Origin of the sequence: Streptomyces sp. B1I3 (genome assembly GCF_030816615.1) — a bacterium.
Taxonomy (GTDB): domain Bacteria; phylum Actinomycetota; class Actinomycetes; order Streptomycetales; family Streptomycetaceae; genus Streptomyces.
This window is the reverse complement of sequence record NZ_JAUSYD010000001.1, coordinates 2,920,912-2,944,452: the sequence shown is the minus strand read 5'-3', so window position 1 is coordinate 2,944,452 and position 23,541 is coordinate 2,920,912. Positions and strand designations below refer to the sequence as shown.

The window sequence follows — 23,541 nt, the reverse complement described above, 5'->3', positions numbered from 1 at the left end:
GGAGTCCCCGGCGGGCAAGGTGTTGTCCGCCCAGACCCGGGCCGCTCACCCCCCGCACCCCCCTTCCCGGCCGGCCCCCACCGGCCGGATGATGGCTGGATACCAGCTGAATACCGGCTGAACAGTGGCTGGTGACCGGTCTCGCACACCGGGCCGGGAAGCTCCGGACGCGCCGGGCCCGTACCATTGGACTAGCCGTGGCGTGTCCGCCCGGCGGGCGTACGAGGACTCGAGACCGACTGAGACGCCTGATCCCCGAGCGAGAGAAGCGCAAGCCACCCATGCCCACGCGCCACGACATCCGTAACGTAGCCATCGTCGCCCACGTCGACCACGGCAAGACCACGCTGGTCGACGCCATGCTCAAGCAGGCGGGCGCCTTCGCGGCGCACGCGGCCGAGAACCTCGACGAACGCATGATGGACTCGAACGACCTGGAGCGTGAGAAGGGCATCACGATCCTCGCCAAGAACACGGCGGTGAAGTATCACCCCAAGGACGGCGGGGACCCGATCACGATCAACATCATCGACACCCCCGGCCACGCCGACTTCGGCGGCGAGGTCGAGCGCGGTCTGTCGATGGTGGACGCGGTCGTCCTGCTGGTCGACGCCTCCGAGGGCCCGCTCCCGCAGACCCGCTTCGTGCTCCGCAAGGCGCTGACGGCCAAGCTGCCGGTCATCCTCTGCATCAACAAGACGGACCGCCCGGACTCCCGGATCGCCGAGGTCATCGACGAGACCTACGACCTCTTCCTGGACCTGGACGCCGACGAGGACCAGATCGAGTTCCCGATCGTCTACGCCTGCGCCCGTGACGGCGTCGCGTCGCTGACCAAGCCCGAGGACGGCACCGTCCCGGCGGACAGCGACAGCCTGGAGCCGTTCTTCACGACCATCCTCTCCACGGTCCCGGCTCCCGAGTACGACGAAGAGGCTCCGCTCCAGGCCCACGTCACCAACCTCGACGCCGACAACTTCCTCGGCCGCATCGCGCTGTGCCGCGTCGAGCAGGGCGAGCTGCGCAAGGGCCAGACGGTCGCCTGGATCAAGCGTGACGGCACGATCTCCAACGTGCGCATCACCGAGCTCCTCATGACCGAGGCCCTCACCCGCAAGCCGGCCGAGAAGGCGGGCCCCGGTGACATCTGCGCCGTCGCCGGTTTCCCGGACATCATGATCGGCGAGACCCTGGCCGACCCGGAGAACCCGATCGCGCTCCCGCTGATCACGGTCGACGAGCCGGCCATCTCCATGACCATCGGCACGAACACCTCGCCGCTCGTCGGCAAGGGCGGCAAGGGCCACAAGGTCACTGCCCGTCAGGTGAAGGACCGTCTGGACCGCGAGCTGATCGGTAACGTCTCGCTCCGCGTCCTGGACACCGAGCGCCCCGACGCCTGGGAGGTCCAGGGCCGTGGTGAGCTCGCGCTGGCGATCCTGGTCGAGCAGATGCGCCGTGAGGGCTTCGAGCTGACGGTCGGCAAGCCGGAGGTCGTCACCAAGCAGATCGACGGCAAGACGCACGAGCCGATCGAGCGCATGACCATCGACTCCCCCGAGGAGCACCTCGGTGCCATCACCCAGCTGATGGCGACCCGCAAGGGCCGCATGGAGACGATGACGAACCACGGTTCGGGCTGGGTCCGCATGGAGTGGATCGTCCCCTCCCGCGGCCTCATCGGCTTCCGTACGGAGTTCCTGACGCAGACCCGCGGCACGGGCATCGCGCACTCCATCTTCGAGGGCCACGAGCCGTGGTTCGGCGAGCTGCGCACCCGTCACAACGGCTCCCTGGTCGCCGACCGTTCGGGCACGGTGACGCCGTTCGCGATGGTCAACCTCCAGGAGCGCGGTGTCATCTTCACCGAGGCCGGCACCGAGGTCTACGAGGGCATGATCATCGGCGAGAACTCGCGCGCCGACGACATGGACGTGAACATCACCAAGGAGAAGAAGCTCACCAACATGCGTGCGGCTTCCGCGGACACCACCGAGAACGTGGTGCCCGCCCGCAGGCTCTCCCTGGAGCAGTCGCTGGAGTTCTGCCGCGAGGACGAGTGCATCGAGGTGACCCCGGAGACGGTCCGTATCCGCAAGGTCGTCCTGGACGCCAAGCAGCGTGGCCGCACGGCTTCGCGCGCGAAGAACGGCTGACCGGACCGCCGGCTCCGGCCGACGAACCGTCAGGCCCTGCTGCTGACACGAGGCCCGGGCCCCCGCAGACACTGTGGGGGCCCGGGCCTTTCGTCAAACAGTTTTTCTGACCGAGGTGTCCGGTTATCGGGCGTCGCTCTCCGGAACATGTGTTAACGGTCCGTTTCGGGGGTGTCTGTCTGGGATCACTTTGTCCGGATTTCGGGCAACCATGCCTTCCTGATGTTGTCAAACCGAGACCCTTTAAGTGTGGTTTACAGCCCGGTGTTCCTTAATAGTTGGCTCCATTGAGCTCGGGTCAATGGGTCGACGCACTGTGGGGAGTGCGGACTCACGAGCACACTCGGGGCACTGGAAACGATCACCGTCAGGGGTGTCGGTGGATCTCTGCAGTGCCCCTCTTGTAGTCAAAAGTGGACTCATGAGGAGGAAACCCATGCGCGGTGCCAAGAGCGCCAAGTGGGTCGCGGGAGCGGCAATCATCGCCCTGGCCGCGACCGCCTGTGGCGGCGGCAGTGACGACAGCGACTCGGCTTCGAAGGAGAAGGGCAAGCCCGAGGGCTATGTCTCCGTCGACGTCGGCGAGCCGCAGAAGCCCCTGATCCCGGCCGACACCAACGAGTCGCTCGGCAGCTACGTCATCCAGGCGCTGTTCACCCAGCTCCTGGAGTTCGACGGCGAGGGCAAGATCGTCTACACGAACGCCGAGTCCGTGAAGTCGGAGGACAACAAGACCTGGACGGTCAAGCTCAAGCCCGGCTGGAAGTTCCACGACGGCACCCCGGTCACCGCCGCGTCCTACATCAAGGCGTGGAACTGGTACGCCAACGTCAAGAACGCCCAGCAGAACTCCTTCTGGTTCGAGGACATCAAGGGCTATGCGGACGTCCACCCGGAGAAGGGTGACCCCAAGGCCACGGAGATGTCCGGTCTGAAGGCGGTCGACGACACGACCTTCACGATCGAGCTCGACAAGCCGGTCCCGTACTTCGAGTACAAGCTCGGTTACTACACCTTCGCCCCGCTGCCGGAGGTGTTCTACAAGGACACCAAGGCGTTCGGCCAGGCGCCGGTCGGCAACGGTCCCTACGTCTTCGAGAAGTGGGACCACAAGAAGCTCATCCAGGTCAAGGCCAACCCTGACTACCAGGGCCCGAACAAGGCCAAGAACAAGGGCCTCCTGTTCAAGAACTACGCGACCGTCGAGGCCGCGTACCAGGACCTCCTGTCCGGCAACCTGGACATGATCCGTCAGATCGGCCCGAAGGACCTGCCGAAGTACAAGACGGACCTCGGTGACCGCGTGGTCGACCAGCCGTACGCGGCCGTGCAGTCGATCGTCCCGACGTTCTACTCGAAGACCTTCAAGGGCATCGACCCGAAGGTCCTCCAGGGTCTGTCGATGGGTATCGACCGCGCGACGATCACCAAGACCGTGCTCAACGGCACCCGTGAGCCCGCCACCAGCTTCACGCCCCCGGGCGTCGCGGGCAACCAGCACCTGGACACCGACGTGTTCAAGTTCGACCCGGCCAAGGCCAAGCAGCTCATCAAGGAAGGCGGCGGCGTTCCGGACAACAAGCTCTGGATCCAGTACAACGCCGACGGCGGCCACAAGGAGTGGGTGACCGCTGTCTGCGAGTCCATCCGCAACTCGACCGGGGTCGACTGCATCCCGGACGCCAAGCCGGACTTCCAGACCGACCTGGAAGCGCGTGACAACAACCAGGTCAAGTCGATGTACCGCGGTGGCTGGGTGGCCGACTACCCGCTGAACGTCAACTTCATGCGCGAGCTGTACGGCACCACCGCCGAGGCCAACAACGGCCGGTTCTCCGACAAGGACGTCGACGCGGCGTTCAAGAAGGGCGACAACGCGGCGTCCCTCGACGAGTCGATCAAGGCGTACCAGGAGGCGGAGAAGCTCGTCCTGCAGAAGATGCCGGCGATCCCGCTCTGGAACTACAAGATCAACGGCGGCTACTCGAAGTCGGTCGACAACGTCGCCATCGACTACCGCGGCGACTACGTCATGACGGACGTCACCGTCAAGTAACACACGCCTGAGGGCCCCCACTCGGCCATCAGCCGCCCACACCAGGCAGTAGGTCCCGGGGGCCGCTCTCCCTATCCGGAGGGCGGTCCCTGGGCTGCATTATCCCTATCGGAGGCAAACATGGGGCGTTATGTCGCGCGGCGACTGCTCCAGATGATCCCGGTCTTCCTCGGGTCCACCTTGCTGGTCTTCGCCATGATGTACGCGCTGCCCGGCGATCCCGTGCGCGCGCTCGCAGGCGAACAAACCGTCGACCCGGTACAGATCGCGGCCATGAAGAAGGACCTCGGTCTCGACCTGCCGCTCTGGCACCAGTACTGGAACTACCTCACGGGCCTGTTCCAGGGTGACTTCGGTACGGAGATCGCCAGTGGACGACCGGTGGCCGACACCATCGCGGACGCGTTCCCGATCACGATCCGGCTGGCTCTGTTTGCCTTCCTCTTCACGGTCCTCGTCGGCATCTCCATGGGCGTCTTCGCCGGTCTGAAGGCCGACACCCTTCGCGACCGCGGTCTGCTCATCCTGACGCTCCTGCTCATCTCGGTGCCCTCGTTCGTACTCGGCTTCCTCGGCCAGTACTTCTTCGCCTTCCAGCTCGGCTGGGTCGATCCCAACGTGAGCGCGGAAGCGAACTGGAGCGAGCTGTTCCTTCCCGCTGTCGTCCTCGGGTCGCTGTCACTCGCCTACGTCGCACGGCTGACCCGTACGTCGGTGGCGGAGAACCTGCGCGCCGACTACATGCGGACCGCTGTGGCCAAGGGGCTGCCGCGACGCCGCGTCGTCGGGGTGCACCTCATGCGCAACTCGATGATCCCCGTGGTCACCTTCCTCGGCACCGACCTCGGCGCGCTGCTCGGCGGTGCGGTCGTGACGGAAGGCATCTTCAACGTCCAGGGTGTCGGCCGGGCCGTGTTCGGCGCGCTCCAGCACCGCGAGGGCGCCACGGTCGTCGGCATCGTGACGCTGATCGTCATCGTCTATCTCGTCACCAGCCTGCTCGTCGACCTGCTCTACGCGGTCCTGGACCCGAGGATCCGTTATGCCTGAGGTGCTCAAGGAAACCACTCCGGACCCGACCGTCGAGGGCGCGGCCGTACAGGCCCCCGAGACCAAGGCGGGTGACGCGGGCAAGCCCCGCAGCCTGTGGTCGGACGCCTGGCACGACCTGCGGCGCAGCCCGCTGTTCGTCATATCGGCCATCCTGATCGTCTTCCTGCTGGTGATGGCGGTGTTCCCGGGCCTGTTCACGTCCGCGAACCCGCGCTACGCGGACCTGGCCCACCACTACCTGCAGAAGCCCAAGTGGGGGAACTTCTTCCAGGAGGACTGGTTCGGCTACGACATCCAGGGCCGCTCGATCTACGCGCGTGTCGTCTACGGCGCCCGTGCCTCGATCATGGTCGCCGTCGTCGTCACCGCGCTCGTCACCGTCCTGGGCACCGTGGTCGGCATGCTGGCCGGCTACTTCGGCGGCTGGATCGACACGCTGCTCTCCCGGGTCACCGACATCTTCTTCGGCGTCCCGTTCATCCTCGGTGCCATGGTCGTCCTGACCTCGTTCGAGGAGCGGCACGTCTGGGTCGTCATCCTGGCCCTGGCCTTCCTCGGCTGGACCCAGATCGCCCGCGTCGCACGCGGTTCCGTCCTGACGATCAAGCAGGCCGACTACGTGATGGCGGCCAAGGCGCTCGGCGCCTCGACCACCCGCATCCTGCTCCGTCACATCCTGCCCAACGCGATCGCGCCCGTGATCGTCGTGGCGACCATCGCGCTCGGCGGCTACATCTCGGCCGAGGCCACCCTGTCCTTCCTGGGCATCGGTCTCGCCGAACCGACCGTCTCGTGGGGTGTCGACATCTCCTCCGGCCAGGAGCAGCTGCGTAACGCGGCCTTCGTACTGATCATTCCGTCGGTCATGGTGTCGATCACCGTCCTGGCGTTCATCATGCTCGGCGATGCGGTACGCAACGCCCTCGACCCCAAGCTGCGCTGAGGGAGGCGTACATGACCATCATCGACAAGACGGCGGATGTTCCTGCTCCGCGTGGTTCCGAGGACGAGAGCGGTCCGCTGCTCGAAGTCCGCGATCTGCACGTGGAGTTCCACACCCGTGACGGCGTGGCCAAGGCCGTCAACGGGGTCAACTACAACGTCAGCGCGGGCGAGACCCTCGCCGTGCTCGGCGAGTCCGGCTCCGGCAAGTCCGTGACCGCGCAGGCGATCATGGGCATCCTGGACATGCCTCCGGGCCGCATCCCGAAGGGTGAAATCCTCTTCCGCGGCCAGGACATGCTCAAGATGTCCAACGAGGAACGCCGGCAGATCCGCGGCCGGAAGATCGCGATGATCTTCCAGGACGCGCTCTCCTCGCTCAACCCGGTCCTCTCCGTGGGCTACCAGCTCGGCGAGATGTTCCGTGTGCACCAGGGCCTGTCCAAGAAGGACGCCAAGGCCAAGGCCATCGGCCTGATGGACCGGGTGCGCATCCCGGCGGCGAAGGAGCGGGTCAACGACTACCCGCACCAGTTCTCCGGCGGTATGCGCCAGCGCATCATGATCGCGATGGCGCTCGCCCTGGAACCAGACCTGATCATCGCGGACGAGCCCACCACGGCGCTCGACGTGACCGTCCAGGCACAGGTCATGGACCTGCTCGCGGAGCTCCAGCGCGACTTCAACATGGGCCTGATCCTGATCACGCACGACCTCGGCGTCGTCGCCGACGTCGCCGACAAGATCGCCGTGATGTACGCGGGCCGGATCGTCGAGACCGCCCCGGTCCACGAGATCTACAAGCGCCCCGCGCATCCGTACACCAAGGGTCTTCTGGAGTCGATCCCGCGGCTGGACCAGAAGGGGCAGGAGCTCTACGCGATCAAGGGGCTGCCGCCCAACCTGCTGCACGTCCCCTCGGGCTGTGCCTTCAACCCGCGCTGCACCATGGCGCAGGACATCTGCCGTACGGACGTCCCGGCACTGCTTCCGGTGACCGAGCGGGACGGCACCGAGCTGGCCGGCCGCGGCAGCGCGTGCCACTTCTGGAAGGAGACGATCCATGGCTGACCTCGAGAAGGAGTCCGTGGACGCCACCCCGAACGTCACCGAGGTGGGGACGGTCAACGCGGCCACCGAGGCGGAGGCCGTGGCCGCCATCGACGCCCCGGTGTCGCAGGGGGAGCCGATCCTCCAGGTGCGCAACCTGGTCAAGCACTTCCCCCTGACCCAGGGCATCCTGTTCAAGAAGCAGGTCGGCGCCGTGAAGGCCGTCGACGGCATCTCGTTCGACCTGTACGCGGGCGAGACCCTCGGGATCGTCGGTGAGTCCGGCTGCGGCAAGTCCACGGTCGCCAAGCTCCTGATGACCCTCGAGCGGGCCACCGCCGGTGAGGTCTTCTACAAGGGCCAGGACATCACCAGGCTGTCCGGCCGTGCGCTGAAGGCCGTGCGCCGCAACATCCAGATGGTGTTCCAGGACCCGTACACCTCGCTGAACCCGCGCATGACGGTCGGCGACATCATCGGGGAGCCCTTCGAGATCCACCCCGAGGTGGCGCCCAAGGGGAGCCGGCGGCAGAGGGTGCAGGACCTGCTGGACGTCGTCGGGCTCAACCCCGAGTACATCAACCGGTACCCGCACCAGTTCTCCGGCGGTCAGCGCCAGCGCATCGGCATCGCCCGCGGCCTCGCGCTCAACCCGGAGATCATCATCTGCGACGAGCCGGTCTCCGCGCTCGACGTGTCGGTCCAGGCCCAGGTCATCAACCTGATGGAGAAGCTCCAGGACGAGTTCAACCTGTCCTACCTCTTCATCGCGCACGACCTGTCGATCGTCCGGCACATCTCCGACCGGGTCGGCGTCATGTACCTCGGCAAGATGGCCGAGATCGGTACGGACACGCAGATCTACGACCACCCGACGCACCCCTACACCCAGGCGCTGCTGTCGGCGGTCCCGGTCCCGGACCCCGATGCCCGTGAGGGCCGCGATCGGATCATCCTCTCCGGTGACGTCCCGTCGCCGGCGAACCCGCCGTCGGGCTGCCGCTTCCGCACGCGGTGCTGGAAGGCCCAGGACAAGTGCGCCACCGAGGTGCCGCTGCTGGCCGTACCCGAGCGCTTCAAGGCCTCGGACACGCCCGCGGCGCACGAGTCGGCGTGCCACTTCGCCGAGGAGAAGTCCGTTCTGGTCAGCTAGCCCGGTGCACGCGGCGCAGCTCACCGACGCGCCGAACGGAAGGCGTCCGGCCCCATGGAGGGGCCGGGCGCCTTCGTGCGTCCGCGGTTCCCGTACGGAGGACATGAACATGCGTCATACCGTCACATGGGGTGATATGGGGCATTGAGCTACTCAAGGGAATCCTAGGAGGCACTCCATGCGCGGAGCCACACAGGTGAGGTGGGCCGCATGCGCGGTCGCCGTAGCCCTGGCAGCGACGGCCTGCGGCGGCGGGGGCGACGGCAGCGGTGGTGGCGCCGACGGGATCGTGAGCTCCTCCTGGGGGGACCCGCAGAACCCGCTGGAGCCCGCCAACACCAACGAGGTGCAGGGCGGCAAGGTCCTCGACATGGTGTTCCGCGGTCTGGTGCGTTACGACCCCAAGACCGGTGAGGCCAAGAACGAGATCGCCGAGAAGATCACGTCGGCGGACTCGCAGAAGTTCACGATCACGATCAAGGACAACTGGACCTTCAGCAACGGCGAGAAGGTCACGGCGCAGTCCTTCGTGGACGCCTGGAACTACGGCGCCGCGCTGAAGAACAACCAGAAGAACGCGTACTTCTTCCAGTACATCGACGGCTACGACAAGGTCCACCCCGAGTCGGGCTCGGCCACCGGGGACAAGCTGTCCGGCCTGAAGGTCGTCAACGACACGACCTTCACGGCCCAGCTGTCGCAGAAGTTCTCGCTCTGGCCCGACACCCTCGGCTACGCGGCCTTCGTGCCGCTGCCCAAGACCTTCTACACCGACCACGACGCCTGGCTCTCCAAGCCGGTGGGCAACGGCCCGTACACCATCGAGGACTACGCCAAGGGCTCCTCGATGAACCTGCGCAGGTGGGACAAGTACCCCGGCGCGGACAAGGCGCAGAACGGCGGTATCGACCTCAAGGTCTACACCGACAACAACACCGCCTACACCGACCTGACGGCGGGCAACCTCGACCTGGTCGACGACGTGCCCGCCTCGCAGCTCAAGAACGTCCGGGCGGACCTGGGTGACCGGTACATCAACACCCCGGCCGGCATCATCCAGACGCTCGCCTTCCCCTTCTACGTGAAGGCATGGGACACCCCGAAGGCGATCAAGGTCCGTCAGGGCCTGTCGATGGCGATCAACCGCGAGCAGATCACGAGCCAGATCTTCCAGAAGACGCGCACCCCCGCCTCCGACTGGACCTCTCCGGTCCTCGGCAAGGAGGGCGGCTTCAAGGAAGGCCTGTGCGGCTCCCCGTGCGTGTACGACAAGGCCGCGGCGAAGAAGCTGATCGAGGAGGGCGGCGGCATCCCCGGCGGCCAGCTCAAGGTCTCGTACAACGCCGACACCGGCTCCCACAAGGAGTGGGTGGACGCCGTCTGCAACAGCATCAACAACGTCATGGGCAACAACAAGGCCTGCGTCGGCGCGCCGGTCGGCACCTTCGCCGACTTCCGCAGCCAGGTCTCCACCCAGAAGCTGACGGGCGCCTGGCGTGCGGGCTGGCAGATGGACTACCCACTGATCCAGAACTTCCTCCAGCCGCTCTACTACACGAACGCCTCGTCCAACGACGGCAAGTGGAGCAACAAGAAGTTCGACGACCTGGTCGACAAGGCCAACGCCGAGAGCGACAAGGCGCAGGCCGTCACCACCTTCCAGGACGCGGAGAAGGTCCTCGTCGAGCAGATGCCCGTCATCCCGCTCTGGTACCAGAACGGGAGCGCCGGCTACTCGGACCGGGTCGAGAACGTCTCGCTCAACCCGTTCAGCGTCCCGGTGTACGACCGGATCAAGGTCAAGTGACCCGCTGAAACCGGGCGGCCGGTGCGGCAGCCGCGCACCGGCCGCCCGGCATCCGTCCCTCCGCCAGTTCGCCCCGACCCCCGGAGCCCTTCATGGGACGTTATGTGATCCGGCGGCTGCTGCAGATGATCCCGGTCTTCATCGGCACCACGCTGCTGATCTTCCTCATGGTGAACGTGATGGGCGACCCCATCGCGGGCCTCTGCGGCGACCGCCAGTGCGATCCGGCGACCGCCGCCCAGCTGCGCACGGAGTTCGGCCTCGACAAGCCCGTCTGGCAGCAGTACCTGACCTACATGGGCAACATCTTCACCGGGGACTTCGGCACCGCGTTCAACGGGCAGGAGGTCACCGAACTGATGGCGACCGCCTTCCCCATCACCATCCGGCTCACCGTCATCGCGATCGTCTTCGAGATCGTCATCGGCATCAGCCTCGGCGTCGTCACCGGACTGCGCCGCGGGCGGCCCGTCGACACCGGGGTGCTGATCCTGACCCTGGTCGTCATCGCCGTGCCGACGTTCGTCACCGGCCTGCTGCTCCAGCTCCTCCTCGGGGTGAAGTGGGGCGTGATCAAGCCGTCCGTCTCCCCGGAGGCGCCCGTCGACGAGCTGATCCTGCCCGGGCTGGTCCTGGCCTCCGTCTCGCTGGCCTACGTCACCCGGCTCACCCGGACCTCGATCGCCGAGAACGCCCGCGCCGACTACGTCCGTACCGCCGTGGCCAAGGGCCTGCCCCGGCGGCGGGTCGTCGTGCGGCACCTGCTGCGCAACTCCCTCATCCCCGTCGTCACCTTCATCGGCACGGACGTGGGTGCGCTGATGGGCGGGGCGATCGTCACCGAGCGCATCTTCAACATCCACGGAGTCGGCTACCAGCTCTACCAGGGCATCCTGCGGCAGAACTCCCAGACCGTCGTCGGTTTCGTCACCGTCCTGGTCCTCGTCTTCCTGGCCGCGAACCTGATCGTCGACCTCTTGTACGCCGTACTCGACCCGAGGATCCGCTATGCCTGAGCAGCAGCCGTGGGACGACGCGACGGGGGGCGGAGCCATCTCGGGGGCCGGGGCGGGCGGAGCCATGGACCTCGCCATGGACGAGGGCACCACGCTGGAGAAGACGCCCGGCGGCCCCGAAGGCACCGGGCCCGGAGGCAAGCCGCGCAGCCTGTGGTCCGACGCCTGGCGCGACCTGCGGCGCAACCCGGTCTTCATCATCTCCGGTCTGATCATCCTCTTCCTGGTGATCATCTCGATCTGGCCCTCGCTGATCACCGACCAGGACCCCCTCGACTGCGACCTGGCCAAGGCCCAGGAGAGCTCCCAGCCGGGCCACCCCTTCGGCTTCGACGGACAGGGCTGCGACGTCTACACCCGCACCGTCTACGGGGCGCGGACCTCGGTGACCGTGGGCGTCTGCTCCACGCTCGGCGTCTCGCTGCTCGGCGGAGTGCTGGGCGGTCTCGCGGGCTTCTTCGGAGGTGCGTGGGACGCGGTGCTCTCCCGCCTCACGGACGTCTTCTTCGGCATCCCGGTGGTCCTGGGCGGGCTGGTCTTCCTCTCCGTGGTCACGAGTTCCACGGTCTGGCCCGTGATCGGCTTCATCGTGCTGCTGGGCTGGCCCCAGATCGCCCGCATCGCACGGGGCTCCGTCATCACTGCCAAGCAGAACGACTACGTGCAGGCCGCCCGGGCGCTGGGCGCCTCCAACTCACGCATGATGCTGCGGCACATCATGCCCAACGCGATCGCCCCCGTGATCGTCGTCGCGACCATCGCACTGGGCACCTACATCTCCCTGGAGGCGACCCTCTCCTACCTCGGCGTCGGCCTGAAACCGCCGGCCGTCTCCTGGGGCATCGACATCTCCGCCGCCTCCCAGTACATCCGCAACGCGCCGCACATGCTGCTCTGGCCCGCCGGTGCCCTGGCGGTCACGGTGCTCGCCTTCATCATGCTCGGCGACGCGGTGCGCGACGCCCTGGACCCCAAGCTGCGCTGAGGAGCCCGCTGCCATGTTGCTCGAAGTGCGCGATCTGCACGTGGAGTTCCACACCCGGGACGGGGTGGCCAAGGCCGTCAACGGGGTCAACTACTCGGTGGCCGAGGGCGAGACGCTCGCCGTCCTGGGGGAGTCCGGCTCCGGCAAGTCGGTCACCGCGCAGGCGATCATGGGCATCCTCGACATGCCGCCCGGGAAGATCAGCGGCGGCGAGATCTTCTTCAAGGACCGCGATCTGCTGAAGCTCAAGGCCGAGGAACGGCGCAAGGTCCGCGGCCAGGAGATGGCCATGATCTTCCAGGACGCCCTGTCCTCGCTGAACCCGGTGCTCAGCGTCGGCGACCAGCTCGGCGAGATGTTCGTCGTGCACCGCGGGATGTCCCGCAAGGACGCGAAGGCCAAGGCCGTCGAACTGATGGACAGGGTGCGCATCCCCGCGGCCAAGCAGCGGATCGGGAACTTCCCCCACCAGTTCTCCGGCGGCATGCGCCAGCGCATCATGATCGCCATGGCGATGGCGCTGGAACCCTCGCTGATCATCGCCGACGAACCGACCACCGCCCTCGACGTGACGGTCCAGGCCCAGGTGATGGAACTCCTCGCGGAACTGCAGCGCGAGCTCGGCATGGGGCTCATCCTCATCACCCACGACCTCGGAGTGGTGGCCGACGTCGCCGACAAGATCGCCGTGATGTACGCCGGCCGGATCGTCGAGACCTCACCCGTCCACGCCATCTACCAGGCGCCAGCCCACCCGTACACCAAGGGCCTCCTCCGCTCGATCCCGCGACTGGACCAGAAGGGGCAGGAGCTCTACGCGATCAAGGGGCTGCCGCCCAACCTGCTGCACATCCCGCCGGGGTGCGCCTTCCACCCCCGCTGCCCGCAGGCACGGGACGTCTGCCGTACGGACGTGCCGCCGCTGTACACCGTGTCCGAGGAACGCCGGAGCGCCTGCCACTTCTGGAAGGAGACGCTCGATGAGCGCTGACGACGTGAGGCGGGCCGGCGGCCCCGGGAGCTCCACGCCGGCCGAGGGGCCGGAGCCAGGCCGCCCCCGGCCCCACGCCGGGGGCGACCCGATCCTGGAGGTGCGCGGCCTGGTCAAGCACTACCCGCTGACCCGGGGCATCCTCTTCAAGAAGCACATCGGCGCCGTCAAGGCCGTCGACGGCGTCGACTTCGACCTGGCGGCGGGCGAGACGCTCGGCATCGTGGGGGAGTCAGGCTGCGGAAAGTCGACCGTCGCCAAGATGCTCGTGCACCTGGAGCCGCCCACGGGGGGTGCGATCCGCTACAAGGGCGAGGACGTCACCAAGCTGTCCGGCCGTGCGCTGAAGGCCGTGCGCCGCAACATCCAGATGGTGTTCCAGGACCCGTACACCTCACTGAACCCGCGCATGACGGTCGGCGACATCATCGGGGAGCCGTACGAGATCCACCCCGAGGTGGCGCCCAAGGGGAGCCGGCGGCAGAGGGTGCAGGACCTGCTGGACGTCGTCGGGCTCAACCCCGAGTACATCAACCGGTACCCGCACCAGTTCTCCGGCGGTCAGCGCCAGCGCATCGGCATCGCCCGCGGCCTCGCGCTCAACCCGGAGATCATCGTCGCGGACGAGCCGGTCTCCGCGCTCGACGTGTCGGTCCAGGCCCAGGTGGTCAACCTGCTGGACCGGCTGCAGTCGGAGTTCAGCCTGAGCTTCCTGTTCATCGCGCACGACCTGTCGATCGTCCGGCACATCTCCGACCGCGTGGGGGTCATGTACCTCGGGCGGATCGTCGAGATCGGTACGGACGAGGAGATCTACGACCACCCCACGCACCCGTACACCCAGGCGCTGCTCTCCGCGGTCCCGGTGCCCGACCCGGCGGCCCGTGAGCACCGCGAACGGATCATCCTGCACGGGGACGTCCCCTCGCCGGCCGACATCCCCTCGGGCTGCCGCTTCCGCACGCGCTGCTGGAAGGCGCAGGAGCGGTGCGCGCTGGAGGTGCCGCTGCTGGCCGTACCGGCGGTCCTCCGGGACACGCGGACGCCCGCACGGCACGACTCCGCCTGTCACTTCGCCGAGGACAAGCAGGTGGTCCCGCCGGGCGGGCTGCAGGCCACCCCGGAGCCCGAGGACGCGCCGTCGCGCCACCCGGGCGAAGGGGACGAGGGGAAGACGCTCTGACGCCGGAGCGGCCCATGCGTTAACGCGGAGGCAACTCGACTGTTCCCGCACCGATATACGAACCCGCCACCATGAAGAACGTACGGCCGTGCGGGTGCCGTGGACCGGCCGGGGCGTTCATCACGTCGCCCCGGCCGGTCGCCCGTTCCCGCCGCACCCCACAGGTCCTCTTGTCCAACGGGTGACCGCGGTGGAGTATCGCTGGGGTGACACTCACACGGGGAGCCAGGACCACCGGCGCGGTGCTGTGCGCCGTGCTCGGCGTCATCGCCGCGGGCTGGATCGTGCGGGACCTCCGGGCGGTCGGCGATCCACCGGATCTCCTGCGCTACTGGGCCGGGTACACCGACGCCCTGCCGAAGGCGCTTCCCGCCACGTCGCAGGGCGATCTCGTCCTGCTCGTCGTCCAGGTCCTCACCGCGTTCGCCGCGCTGCGCTCCCGGGTCGCCGCGTCGGCGCTGGTCGCCACGGGCGTGGTCACGTTCGCACTGCGGCTGCCCGGTGTCTGGACCATCGGCGCCTCCTGGATGGACGGCCGGTACGGCGACGAGCTGAGGACCCGCGCGCTGATCGGCACCTTCGTCACCCTGGCCGCCGCGCTCGCGCTGATCGTCACCGGGAGCGCGGGCCGCCGGCAGCCCACGGACGGCTACGAACCGCGGCCCACCCGGCCCGGCCGGGGAGCCGCGGTCACCGCCTTCCTGGTGCTCGGTGCCTCGGGAGCCGTCCTGATCGCCTGGGAGGTCCGCCAGTTCCTCACGTTCCCCTCCAGGCTCTATCCCGGCTGGTTCATCGGCTCCGGCACCGTCCGGGTGGAGCTGACCGGCGCCCCGCCCGGCTGGAGCGGTGTCGCGCTCGGGCTGATCTGCCTGGTGGTGGCGTCCACAGCGCTCTTCCGCGCCGTCCACGCCCGTCCCCTCGGCATGATCGCCGCGGGATTCCTGCTGGTGTCGGGGGCGTTCGGGATCGCCCGGGCCGAGCACCACCAGCTGCTGGACCGCTTCGGCGACCTGGGGACCGAGTACCAGCTCGTCGTGCTGACGTCGTTCCTCCTCGCCCTCACCGGGGCGACGGCGCTCCTCGCCCTGGCGCGCAGGGGGCTCGAGGAGGCCGACGGCCGCGACCAGGGCCACGACGGTTACGGCTACCCCCCGCAAGGCCCTGGCTACGGCTACCCGCCGCAGGGTCCCGGGTACGGCTATCCGTCCCCGGACGAGCCCGGTTACGGCCGCCCGGGGACCGGGCAGCCCGGCCAGGGGCCCGGATACGGCTACCCCCAGGGCGGGCAGCCCGGCGGCGGGTTCGGGCCCCCGCCGCCCGCGTCGCCGCCGCCGGGCTGGTGACGCGGCCTCAGGCGCGGGTCAGCCCCAGCGACCGCCTGAGGAAGTCCACCTGGAGCAGCAGCAGATTCTCCGCGACCTGCTCCTGCGGGGTCATGTGCGTCACGCCGCTCAGCGGGAGCACCTCGTGCGGGCGCCCCGCCGACAGCAGGGCGGACGACAGCCGCAGGGCGTGGGCGACCACGACGTTGTCGTCGGCCAGGCCGTGGACGATCATCATCGGCCGTGCCTCGCCGGCGGGCCGGGAGAGCCCCTCGTCCGTCACCAGGGAGTTGTCCGCGTACACCTGGGGCTGCTTCGCCGGGTCGCCGAGGTAGCGCTCGGTGTAGTGGGTGTCGTACAGCCTCCAGTCCGTCACCGGAGCGCCCACCACGGCCGCGTGGAAGACGTCGGGACGCCGCAGCACCGCGAGCGCGGAGAGGTAGCCGCCGAACGACCAGCCGCGCATCGCCACCTTCGACAGATCCAGCGGGAAGCGTTCGGCCAGGGCGTGCAGGGCCTCGACCTGGTCCTCCAGGGTGATGGCGAAGTCGTCCCTGACCGCCTTCTCCCAGCCGGGTGAACGGCCGGGAGCCCCCCTGCCGTCCGCGACGATCACGGCGAACCCCTGGTCGGCGAACCACTGCGACGTGAGGTGCGAGTTGTGCGCGGCGACGACCCGGCGGCCGTGCGGGCCGCCGTACGGATCCATCAGGACCGGAAGGGGACCGTCCGATTCCTTGTGGCCGGTGGGGAGCAGCACGGCGCACGGAATCCGCCGTGCGCCCCCTTCCGTCAAGCGCACGCGGGCCGTGAGCACCGGCTCCTGGGCGAAGCCGGCGACGGTGGCGATCCGCTTGCCGTCCCGGAGCACGCGTACGGACGTTCCCGGGCGGTCCGGGAAGGCGGAGACCAGCACCGTCACGCCACCCGCGCGGACCGCCGAGTGCACTCCGGGGCCTTCGCTGACGCGCTCGACGCCCAGCTCGTTGACCCGGTACACGTGGCTCTCGCCGATCTCCGGGTCCACCGCCTGTTCGCCCGCCGTGGCCGACACCAGGACGTCAGAGGGGCCGACGTCCAGCACGGCCCGGATGTGCAGCCGGCCCCCGGTCAGCGGCCGGTCGCCGACCGACAGCACCCGTACCCCGCCCTCGTCCGCGATCCGCACGAGCTGCCCGTCGGGTGCCCACGCGGGCACCCCTGCGAAAAGATCCAGCCAGACCGCGTCCTCGTCGACGTGCACCGTACGGGTCGTGCCGCTCACCGTGTCCACGACCAGGTACCGCTGGCTGCGCTGGTCCCGGGCCTGCACCAGGAGCAGGGGTGCGCCGTGCGCGGACCAGTGCACCCGGGCCAGGTAGGGGAAGCGGGCCCGGTCCCAGACGACCTCGGTCCGGGCCCCGTCCAGGTCCATGAGGAAGAGCCGCACCTCGGCGTTGGCCGTCCCCGCGGCCGGGTAGCCGACCTCGGCGGGCTTGCTCCCCGGGTGCGCGGGATCGGCGATCCACCACCGCTCCACGGCGCTGTCGTCGACCCGGGCGACCAGCAGACGGTCCGACTCCGGCGACCACCAGAAGCCGCGGTAGCGGCTCATCTCCTCGGCCGCGACGAACTCCGCGAGGCCGTAGAAGGTGTGCCCGTCCTCCGGTTCGGCGACCGCGCGGTCGCCCTCGCCCTCCGCCCCCACGACCCGCAGCGCGCCCCGGGAGACGTAGGCGACGCGCCGGCCGTCGGGGGAGGGGCGTGGGTCGAGCACCGGACCGGGCACGGGGAGGGCGCGCGCCGTACCCGCTCGCAGCTCGGCGACGTACGCCTTCCCGGACAGGGCGAACGCCGCCAACTCGACCGCCTCGTCCACCGCGTAGCCGACGATGCCCGCCGAACCCTCCCGGAGCCTCTCGCGGCGGGCCCGCTCCTGCGGCGACAGCTTCTCCTTCGAACCGCCCAGCAGCGCGTCCGGGTCGGCGGCGATCCGCTCCTCGCCGGTGCGCGTGTCCAGCACCTGGAGCCTGTTCGTCCGGTCCGTCCCGGAAGCCGACCTGAGGAAGACCACCCGCGTCCCATCCGGTGAGACGGTGAACGCGCGGGGTGCGCCGAGAGTGAACCGCTGGGTCCGGGCGTGCTGGCGGGGAAACGACAGATTCTTCGAGGTCATGGCTGTGAACCTAGCCCGCGCGTGCCCCGCCGTGCGCCCCTCGTGCTGCTGTGCCCCGATCAATGCGTCGGCACGGATAGTTATGATCCGTAGCGCTCGGTGGGTATGAACCTGCTGGCTCCATGTGTGCTGCCTGTCCCGACCGTACTGATGGAGGTGAACCGCCGTGGCACTCTCGATTTCGGCGGTGGTGCTGCTGGCGATCGTCGTCTTCCTGCTGATCCGGAAATCCGGACTGAAGGGCGGACACGCGGTGGTCTGCATGTTGCTCGGGTTCTATCTCGCGAGCTCGTCGATCGCCCCGACCATCTCGGAGGTGACGTCCAACGTGGCAGGCATGATCGGCGGCATCAAGTTCTGATCCGGGTACCCGCCCCCGGGCTCTTCATGCCCCCGGGTCCCGTGGGGCGGTCTTACCGAAGGGCGGACGGCTCGTAGGCTGGTCCCATGAAGGACCTCTCCGCCCGCCGTCTGCTCCTGGTGCACGCGCACCCCGACGACGAGTCGATCAACAACGGCGCCACCATGGCCAGATACGCGGCCGAGGGCGCCCACGTCACCCTGGTGACGTGCACACTCGGCGAGGAGGGCGAGGTCATCCCACCGGACCTGGCCCACCTGGCAGCCGGCCGGGACGGCACCCTGGGTGCCCACCGCATCGGCGAACTCGCCGCCGCCATGCGGGAGATCGGTGTCACCGACCACCGTTTCCTGGGCGGCCCCGGCCGGTACCGCGACTCCGGGATGATGGGCACCGAGCAGAACCACCGGCCCGGTGCCTTCTGGGACGCGGACCTCGACGAGGCGGCCGGTCACCTCGTCGAGGTCATCCGGTCGGTGCGCCCGCAGGTCCTGATCACGTACGACCCCGACGGCGGCTACGGCCACCCGGACCACATCCAGGCGCACCGCGTCGCGATGCGCGCGGCCGAACTGGCCGCCGACCCCGGGTACGGCGGCGCGGACGGTGACCCGCACGGCATCGCCAAGATCTACTGGAACCGGGTGCCCCGCTCCGTGGCCGAGGAGGGCTTCGCCCTGCTGCGGGAGACCGCCCCCGACGCGTTTCCCGCAATCGCCGCGATCGACGACGTACCCGGTGTGGTGGACGACGCGGAGATCACCACCGAGATCGACGGCTCGCCGTACGCCGGGGCGAAGATCGCCGCCATGCGGGCACACGCCACGCAGATCGCCGTGGAGGGCCCGTTCTTCGCCCTCTCGAACAATCTGGGCCAGCCCGTCTTCACCACCGAGTACTACCAGTTGGTGCGCGGCCGTGCCGGCGGGGACGATGGTGGCCGGGAGCACGACCTCTTCGCGGGCGTGCCGGACGCCGAGGCCGCACCGGGAGCACAGGCATGAGCAGCAAGCAGAGGCCGCGCGCCTCGTCGCCGTCGCCACGCGGCGACGCCCCGGCCGCGCGCCCCGCGGGCACCGGCCTCGCCGCGGTTCCCGACCCCGCACGGATTCCCCTGTACCTCGGCCTCGCCGTGCTGGGCGCGGCAGTCGGGCTGGCGGGCACCCTCGTCCAGGCCGCCCTGTTCCCCGGCGGACTGCTGCTCGCACTGGTGGCGTCCGCCGGCCTGTTCTACGGGGGCCGGGTGCTCACCCGGACCCAGCTCGGCGCGCTGGCACCGGCGGCGGGCTGGCTCCTCGCCCTGATCGTGCTGCTCGGCGGGCGGCCCGAGGGTGACTACGTCTTCGGGGACGAACTCGGCCTGACGCTCTTCATGCTGGGCGGGATGGCCGCCGCTGTGATGTGCGCCACCCTGTCGAGGCTGCCGTATTCGGCCACCGGCGCCGGTCGAACCGGCGCGTGATGTGTTATGTCCACTGCCGGATTGACCCCGTGGGCGGCCATGGGTGCATCCTTGTTCAGCCCGGGCGCGGAGAGTCTTACGGCGGCGGCCAGTATGGTGGTGCGCGCGCCGAGCCGTCCCCTGGCCTGCGGCATGGGGGAAGTACGGGCGGCGGAGCCAATCGGGAGAACCTGCTTTGAGTCGTGAAACTGACAGTTCGTCCTCCGGGCCCCAGGGGCGCGGAGGAGCCGCGTACCCCTCGGGTACGCCGCCGTACGGATCACGCCAGTATCCGTCGTTGCACCCGTCCCAGGACGGGCCGGAGGAGGCTCCGGAGCCTGCGGATCCGCCTCAGCCCGAGGAGCCCAGAACCGAGACGACGCTGACGACGCGTATCCGGATCAACATCCCGGGATCCCGTCCGATCCCGCCTGTCGTCATGCGTACGCCGATGAGTGACACCGACCCGTCCGGCGGACGGCCGGACACCGAGCGCACCGGCAGCCCGCCGAGGCCCGGCGCGGCCGCGGCGCCGTCCGGCGGAGCGCCGGGCGCGGGCGAGCGCGGCCGTTCGGGCCCGGACGCGCGCGACGGCGGCGAACGGGACGGTGGCCCGGCCTCCGAGGCCGCGGCCGAGAAGCCGGCCAGGGAGAAGAGCGGCAGCGACTGGTTCGCCCCGCGCAAGGCCCCCGCGGCCGGTCCCCCCGCAGCCGCGGCCGGCGGGCCCGTCTCCGGCGGCCCGTCCACCCCGGGCGGCGGCTCCGGTCCCGCGCCGACGCCGCCGCGCGCCGACCCGCCGTACGGCCCGGACGGTTCGCAGCACCCCGGCGACCGGGGTCCCGCCCGCCCGGGCGGCAGTGCCCTCGACGCCTTCGGCTCGGACGGCCCCGGCGGCCCGCGGCCGCCCGCACCGGGTCCCGGCGCGCGCACTCCGGGGCCGGCGGGCCCCACCACCGGCCCTGTCACCGGCAGTTCCCCGCTGACGCCGAACCTCGACGGCATTCCCGGCCTGGGCGGCCCCGCCGGCCTGGGCGGCCCGTCCGGCCCCCGGCCCGGCGGTCCGGCAGGTCCCGGTGGCGTACCGCCGCGGATGTCCGACGACACGGCGATCCTGACGCCGCAGACCGCCGCACCCGCGCCCGGTCCCGCCGGTCACGTCTCCGGTGACACGCTCACCAGTGGTATCCCGGTCGTCCCGCCGGAGTCCCGCTCGCCGTTCCCCGGCGGCCCCGGCGCCCCGGGCGGCCCGCGGACCCCTCTGGGGGGGAGGCCGTCCGACGGCCCGTCAGGCGGTGGGCCGGCAGGCCCGGACGCCCCGGCGCCGGCGCCCGCGCCCAGGCCCGCGCCGAAGGCCGCGCCGGCCCCGGCCAAGGGCCGTTCCAAGCTCGTCCTCCTGGGGGCGGCCGTCTTCGTCCTGTTCGCGCTCGCCTACGGCGCGGGACTGCTGATGAACCACTCCGAGGTGCCCAAGGGCACCACCGTCCTCGGCGTCGACATCGGCGGCGGGACGAAGGAGGAGGCGGTCGCCGCACTCGACGCCGCCCTCGGCAAGCGTGCCCGCACCCCTCTGCGGCTGTCCGTGGACGGCAAGGAGGAGAAGCTCGCCCCGGACAAGGCCGGTCTGACCCTGGACAGCCAGGAGACCGTCCGCGGTGCCGCGGGGAGCGACTACAACCCCGTGTCGGTGATCGGCTCCCTGTTCGGCGGGACGCGTCCGGCCGATCCTGTGATCCCGGTCGACGAGGAGAAGCTCGGCGTCGCCCTGACCGACCTCGCGGGCATCTCCGGCTCCGCGAACGACGGGACGATCAGGTTCGAGCCGAACAAGGCCGTGGCCGTCCCCGGCAAAACCGGCAAGGCGCTCGACGTCAACCGGTCGATGATCTCCGTACGCGACGCCTACCGCGCGCAGGTCCAGACCGGCGAGCCGGCCGTCGTCGAACTGCCGGTCGCCACCACCGAACCGACCATCGGCCAGGCGGAACTGGACCGGGCGATGAAGGAGTTCGCCGAGCCCGCGATGTCCGGCCTGATCACCATCAAGGCCGGGGGCAAGCAGATCGACTTCGGCCCCGCCAGGTCGCTGCCGCAGATCCTGTCCATGAAGCCGGTCGACGGCCGGCTGGTCGAGGTCTACGACAAGAAGGCGATCGAGACCCTGCTGGACGGCGTGTTCGACGGCATCATGATCACCAAGGGTGACGGCAAGCAGCATCAGGTCGGCGCCGACGACGTGGCCCACGCGATGCAGGGCGCGCTGCTCGGCAAGACACCGGCCGAGCGGACCGTCACGATCGACCTCGGCGGCGAAGGCTGACCGGCCCCGCCACGCCCGTACGACCGCCCCCGCCCGGCTCCCGGACGGGGGCGGCGTCATCGGAGATCGCCGCCGTCCTGCACCTCTCGCAGGAACGGTGCGGAACTACCTCTCCACCGCCATCCAGGAGACGGCCTCCAGCAACCGCGCGGAGGCCGTGCGGGTCGCCCGTGAGAAAGGCCGGCTGTAGACCATGTCCACCCGCTGGAGTCTGACGATCGACTGCGCCCATCCCGCCGAACTGGCGAGTTTCTGGGCGTCGGCACTGGGATACGTGCGAAAGCCCCCGCCGCCCGGGTTCGGGAGCTGGGAGGAGTGGTTCGCCCACCACGGCGTACCGGAGGACGAGTGGGACGACGGCGCTTATCTGTCCGACCCGGACGGCCTGGGACCGAGCCTGTCCTTCATGAAGGTCCCGGAACCCAAGACGGTGAAGAACCGGCTGCACCTGGACGTGCAGGCCGGAGGAGGCCGTGAGACCCCGTGGGAGGTCAGGTGGCCCCGGGTGGTCGCCGCGGTGGAGCGGCTGACCGCCGCGGGCGCGACGGTGGTCCGGGAGGAGCCGGCGGGGGGAAGGCCCGACCACGTGCTGATGGCCGATCCGGAGGGCCACGAGTTCTGCGTCCTGTGAGCGGGCGCACTGCGGGCGGGCGCGCCCCCGGACGTACGGCGGGACCCCGCCCTTAGTTCAGCAGCGCGCGGGCGGCCTGTGCGCGGTGGCGGATGGCAGCCGCCGCCGTCGGTTCGATGCCGTCGACGACCTCCGCGTACTCCTCCATCTCGGCCGCGCCGCGCAGGAAATCCCCGCGCTGCACGAGGAGCTGCGCCCGCTCGTAGCGGAGCCTGGCCGGGTGCGAGGGCAGCAGCAACGACAGTTCGAGCGCCCACAGCGACACGTCCGTGCGCTCGGGGCGGGCCGCGGCCCAGGCCCTGATGTTGTTCAGGATCCTCAGCACCGTCTCCAGCGGCCGGGCGGGCACCAGCATCGACGCCTCCAGCCGACCTCCGGTCGCCCCCGCCACCAGCAGCTCCGCGTCCTCGCCGCTCAGCGGGGCGCCGCCGGCGAACGGGTCGGCCAGCACCCGCTCCTCGGGGTCACCGAAACCGACCACGAAGTGGCCGGGCAGCGCCACCCCGTACACCGGGGCGCCCGCCCTCCGCGCGACCTCGATCCACACCACGGCGAGAAGGATCGGCAGCCCTCTGCGGCGCCGGAGCACCTGCTGGAGCAGCGACGACTCCAGCCTCTGGTAATCCCCGGGCCCACCGGCGAACCCGCACCGCCCACCGAGCAGCTCCGCGAGCGCGGACGCCCACGCCCCGGCCCCACGCACCCCGTAGGGAAGCAGTCCGGCCAGCCGGTCGAGCTCGATCTGCGCCGCGTCGATGCCGTACGGGTCGGTGGCGGAGCCCGGCTCGACCTCTCCCGCCTCGGCGCCCACCAGCAGACAGAGGAGTGCGAGATCGGGCCGTTCGGCGCGCGCCTCGTCGGCGAACCGCCGCCGGTGCCCGGCCGTGCCGGGATTCTGAGTGCTCATGTCTGACGTTTCCCT

At 69.7% G+C, this 23,541-nt stretch carries 19 protein-coding genes and 1 pseudogene; 18 read left to right on the top strand and 2 right to left on the bottom strand.

Annotated elements, in window-relative coordinates:
* Nucleotides 1-281 precede the first annotated feature (281 nt).
* The 12 genes from typA (at nucleotide 282) to QFZ58_RS13225 (ending at nucleotide 15,735) form a co-directional block, all read left to right on the top strand.
* Nucleotides 282-2,156 carry a translational GTPase TypA gene (gene typA, locus QFZ58_RS13280; RefSeq protein WP_307125131.1) on the top strand — a complete coding sequence of 625 codons (1,875 nt, stop codon included), beginning with the start codon at nucleotides 282-284 and terminating at the stop codon, nucleotides 2,154-2,156.
* Between the two features lie 436 nt (nucleotides 2,157-2,592).
* Nucleotides 2,593-4,212 carry an ABC transporter substrate-binding protein gene (locus QFZ58_RS13275; protein ID WP_307125130.1) on the top strand — a complete coding sequence of 540 codons (1,620 nt, stop codon included), beginning with the start codon at nucleotides 2,593-2,595 and terminating at the stop codon, nucleotides 4,210-4,212.
* A 120-nt stretch (nucleotides 4,213-4,332) separates the two neighbouring features.
* Nucleotides 4,333-5,262 carry an ABC transporter permease gene (locus QFZ58_RS13270; RefSeq protein ID WP_307125129.1) on the top strand — a complete coding sequence of 310 codons (930 nt, stop codon included), beginning with the start codon at nucleotides 4,333-4,335 and terminating at the stop codon, nucleotides 5,260-5,262.
* Entirely contained in the window at nucleotides 5,255-6,208 is a 954-nt protein-coding gene (locus QFZ58_RS13265; protein ID WP_307125128.1) for an ABC transporter permease, read from the top strand. Before QFZ58_RS13270 ends, QFZ58_RS13265 begins: the two co-directional genes overlap by 8 nt.
* 11 nt (nucleotides 6,209-6,219) lie before the next feature.
* Entirely contained in the window at nucleotides 6,220-7,278 is a 1,059-nt protein-coding gene (locus QFZ58_RS13260) for an ABC transporter ATP-binding protein (RefSeq protein ID WP_307125127.1), read from the top strand.
* Nucleotides 7,271-8,410: an ABC transporter ATP-binding protein gene (locus QFZ58_RS13255; protein WP_307125126.1), complete on the top strand. Its 1,140-nt coding sequence runs from the start codon at nucleotides 7,271-7,273 to the stop codon at nucleotides 8,408-8,410. Before QFZ58_RS13260 ends, QFZ58_RS13255 begins: the two co-directional genes overlap by 8 nt.
* 178 nt (nucleotides 8,411-8,588) lie before the next feature.
* On the top strand, nucleotides 8,589-10,217 hold the full coding sequence (locus QFZ58_RS13250) for an ABC transporter substrate-binding protein (RefSeq protein ID WP_307125125.1): 1,629 nt from the start codon (nucleotides 8,589-8,591) through the stop codon (nucleotides 10,215-10,217).
* A gap of 92 nt (nucleotides 10,218-10,309) precedes the next feature.
* A complete protein-coding gene (locus QFZ58_RS13245; RefSeq protein WP_307125124.1) occupies nucleotides 10,310-11,233 on the top strand; it encodes an ABC transporter permease in 924 nt (307 codons plus the stop codon).
* Entirely contained in the window at nucleotides 11,226-12,218 is a 993-nt protein-coding gene (locus QFZ58_RS13240; protein WP_307125123.1) for an ABC transporter permease, read from the top strand. The genes QFZ58_RS13245 and QFZ58_RS13240 overlap by 8 nt, the downstream gene beginning before the upstream one ends.
* A gap of 13 nt (nucleotides 12,219-12,231) precedes the next feature.
* Nucleotides 12,232-13,209, top strand: coding sequence for an ABC transporter ATP-binding protein (locus QFZ58_RS13235; RefSeq protein ID WP_307125122.1), 978 nt, complete (start codon nucleotides 12,232-12,234; stop codon nucleotides 13,207-13,209).
* The gene (locus tag QFZ58_RS13230; RefSeq protein WP_307125121.1) at nucleotides 13,199-14,392 is read left to right on the top strand and encodes an ABC transporter ATP-binding protein; all 1,194 of its coding nucleotides are present in this window, start codon (nucleotides 13,199-13,201) and stop codon (nucleotides 14,390-14,392) included. Before QFZ58_RS13235 ends, QFZ58_RS13230 begins: the two co-directional genes overlap by 11 nt.
* 206 nt (nucleotides 14,393-14,598) lie before the next feature.
* A complete protein-coding gene (locus tag QFZ58_RS13225; protein ID WP_307125120.1) occupies nucleotides 14,599-15,735 on the top strand; it encodes a hypothetical protein in 1,137 nt (378 codons plus the stop codon).
* Between the two features lie 7 nt (nucleotides 15,736-15,742).
* On the opposite strand, the gene QFZ58_RS13220 is transcribed toward QFZ58_RS13225, so the two are convergent.
* The gene (locus tag QFZ58_RS13220; RefSeq protein ID WP_307125119.1) at nucleotides 15,743-17,869 is read right to left on the bottom strand and encodes an alpha/beta fold hydrolase; all 2,127 of its coding nucleotides are present in this window, start codon (nucleotides 17,867-17,869) and stop codon (nucleotides 15,743-15,745) included.
* Between the two features lie 166 nt (nucleotides 17,870-18,035).
* Between QFZ58_RS13220 and QFZ58_RS13215 the strand changes: the two genes are divergently transcribed.
* From QFZ58_RS13215 to QFZ58_RS13190, 6 genes and pseudogenes are all read left to right on the top strand, one after another.
* Nucleotides 18,036-18,230, top strand: coding sequence for a hypothetical protein (locus tag QFZ58_RS13215; protein WP_014154257.1), 195 nt, complete (start codon nucleotides 18,036-18,038; stop codon nucleotides 18,228-18,230).
* 86 nt (nucleotides 18,231-18,316) lie between these two features.
* Nucleotides 18,317-19,234, top strand: coding sequence for an N-acetyl-1-D-myo-inositol-2-amino-2-deoxy-alpha-D-glucopyranoside deacetylase (mshB, locus tag QFZ58_RS13210; RefSeq protein ID WP_307125118.1), 918 nt, complete (start codon nucleotides 18,317-18,319; stop codon nucleotides 19,232-19,234).
* The gene (locus QFZ58_RS13205; RefSeq protein WP_307125117.1) at nucleotides 19,231-19,692 is read left to right on the top strand and encodes a DUF6113 family protein; all 462 of its coding nucleotides are present in this window, start codon (nucleotides 19,231-19,233) and stop codon (nucleotides 19,690-19,692) included. The genes mshB and QFZ58_RS13205 overlap by 4 nt, the downstream gene beginning before the upstream one ends.
* 430 nt (nucleotides 19,693-20,122) lie before the next feature.
* Nucleotides 20,123-21,988 carry a hypothetical protein gene (locus QFZ58_RS13200; protein ID WP_307125116.1) on the top strand — a complete coding sequence of 622 codons (1,866 nt, stop codon included), beginning with the start codon at nucleotides 20,123-20,125 and terminating at the stop codon, nucleotides 21,986-21,988.
* Between the two features lie 68 nt (nucleotides 21,989-22,056).
* Nucleotides 22,057-22,178, top strand: a pseudogene (locus QFZ58_RS13195) (DNA-binding response regulator); the annotation flags it as partial.
* Nucleotides 22,179-22,181: 3 nt separating this feature from the next.
* Nucleotides 22,182-22,619: a VOC family protein gene (locus QFZ58_RS13190; protein WP_307125115.1), complete on the top strand. Its 438-nt coding sequence runs from the start codon at nucleotides 22,182-22,184 to the stop codon at nucleotides 22,617-22,619.
* 52 nt (nucleotides 22,620-22,671) lie between these two features.
* On the opposite strand, the gene QFZ58_RS13185 is transcribed toward QFZ58_RS13190, so the two are convergent.
* Nucleotides 22,672-23,526: a transglutaminase-like domain-containing protein gene (locus QFZ58_RS13185; protein ID WP_307125114.1), complete on the bottom strand. Its 855-nt coding sequence runs from the start codon at nucleotides 23,524-23,526 to the stop codon at nucleotides 22,672-22,674.
* Nucleotides 23,527-23,541 lie beyond the last annotated feature (15 nt).

Excerpts from the sequence above, each read along its gene's own strand:
- typA (WP_307125131.1), top strand. The coding sequence starts at position 282 with ATGCCCACGCGCCACGACATCCGTAACGTAGCCATCGTCGCCCACGTC.
- QFZ58_RS13275 (WP_307125130.1), top strand. The coding sequence starts at position 2,593 with ATGCGCGGTGCCAAGAGCGCCAAGTGGGTCGCGGGAGCGGCAATCATC.
- QFZ58_RS13270 (WP_307125129.1), top strand. The coding sequence starts at position 4,333 with ATGGGGCGTTATGTCGCGCGGCGACTGCTCCAGATGATCCCGGTCTTC.
- QFZ58_RS13265 (WP_307125128.1), top strand. The coding sequence starts at position 5,255 with ATGCCTGAGGTGCTCAAGGAAACCACTCCGGACCCGACCGTCGAGGGC.
- QFZ58_RS13260 (WP_307125127.1), top strand. The coding sequence starts at position 6,220 with ATGACCATCATCGACAAGACGGCGGATGTTCCTGCTCCGCGTGGTTCC.
- QFZ58_RS13255 (WP_307125126.1), top strand. The coding sequence starts at position 7,271 with ATGGCTGACCTCGAGAAGGAGTCCGTGGACGCCACCCCGAACGTCACC.
- QFZ58_RS13250 (WP_307125125.1), top strand. The coding sequence starts at position 8,589 with ATGCGCGGAGCCACACAGGTGAGGTGGGCCGCATGCGCGGTCGCCGTA.
- QFZ58_RS13245 (WP_307125124.1), top strand. The coding sequence starts at position 10,310 with ATGGGACGTTATGTGATCCGGCGGCTGCTGCAGATGATCCCGGTCTTC.
- QFZ58_RS13240 (WP_307125123.1), top strand. The coding sequence starts at position 11,226 with ATGCCTGAGCAGCAGCCGTGGGACGACGCGACGGGGGGCGGAGCCATC.
- QFZ58_RS13235 (WP_307125122.1), top strand. The coding sequence starts at position 12,232 with ATGTTGCTCGAAGTGCGCGATCTGCACGTGGAGTTCCACACCCGGGAC.
- QFZ58_RS13230 (WP_307125121.1), top strand. The coding sequence starts at position 13,199 with ATGAGCGCTGACGACGTGAGGCGGGCCGGCGGCCCCGGGAGCTCCACG.
- QFZ58_RS13220 (WP_307125119.1), bottom strand. The coding sequence starts at position 17,869 with ATGACCTCGAAGAATCTGTCGTTTCCCCGCCAGCACGCCCGGACCCAG.
- mshB (WP_307125118.1), top strand. The coding sequence starts at position 18,317 with ATGAAGGACCTCTCCGCCCGCCGTCTGCTCCTGGTGCACGCGCACCCC.
- QFZ58_RS13205 (WP_307125117.1), top strand. The coding sequence starts at position 19,231 with ATGAGCAGCAAGCAGAGGCCGCGCGCCTCGTCGCCGTCGCCACGCGGC.
- QFZ58_RS13200 (WP_307125116.1), top strand. The coding sequence starts at position 20,123 with ATGAGTGACACCGACCCGTCCGGCGGACGGCCGGACACCGAGCGCACC.
- QFZ58_RS13190 (WP_307125115.1), top strand. The coding sequence starts at position 22,182 with ATGTCCACCCGCTGGAGTCTGACGATCGACTGCGCCCATCCCGCCGAA.
- QFZ58_RS13185 (WP_307125114.1), bottom strand. The coding sequence starts at position 23,526 with ATGAGCACTCAGAATCCCGGCACGGCCGGGCACCGGCGGCGGTTCGCC.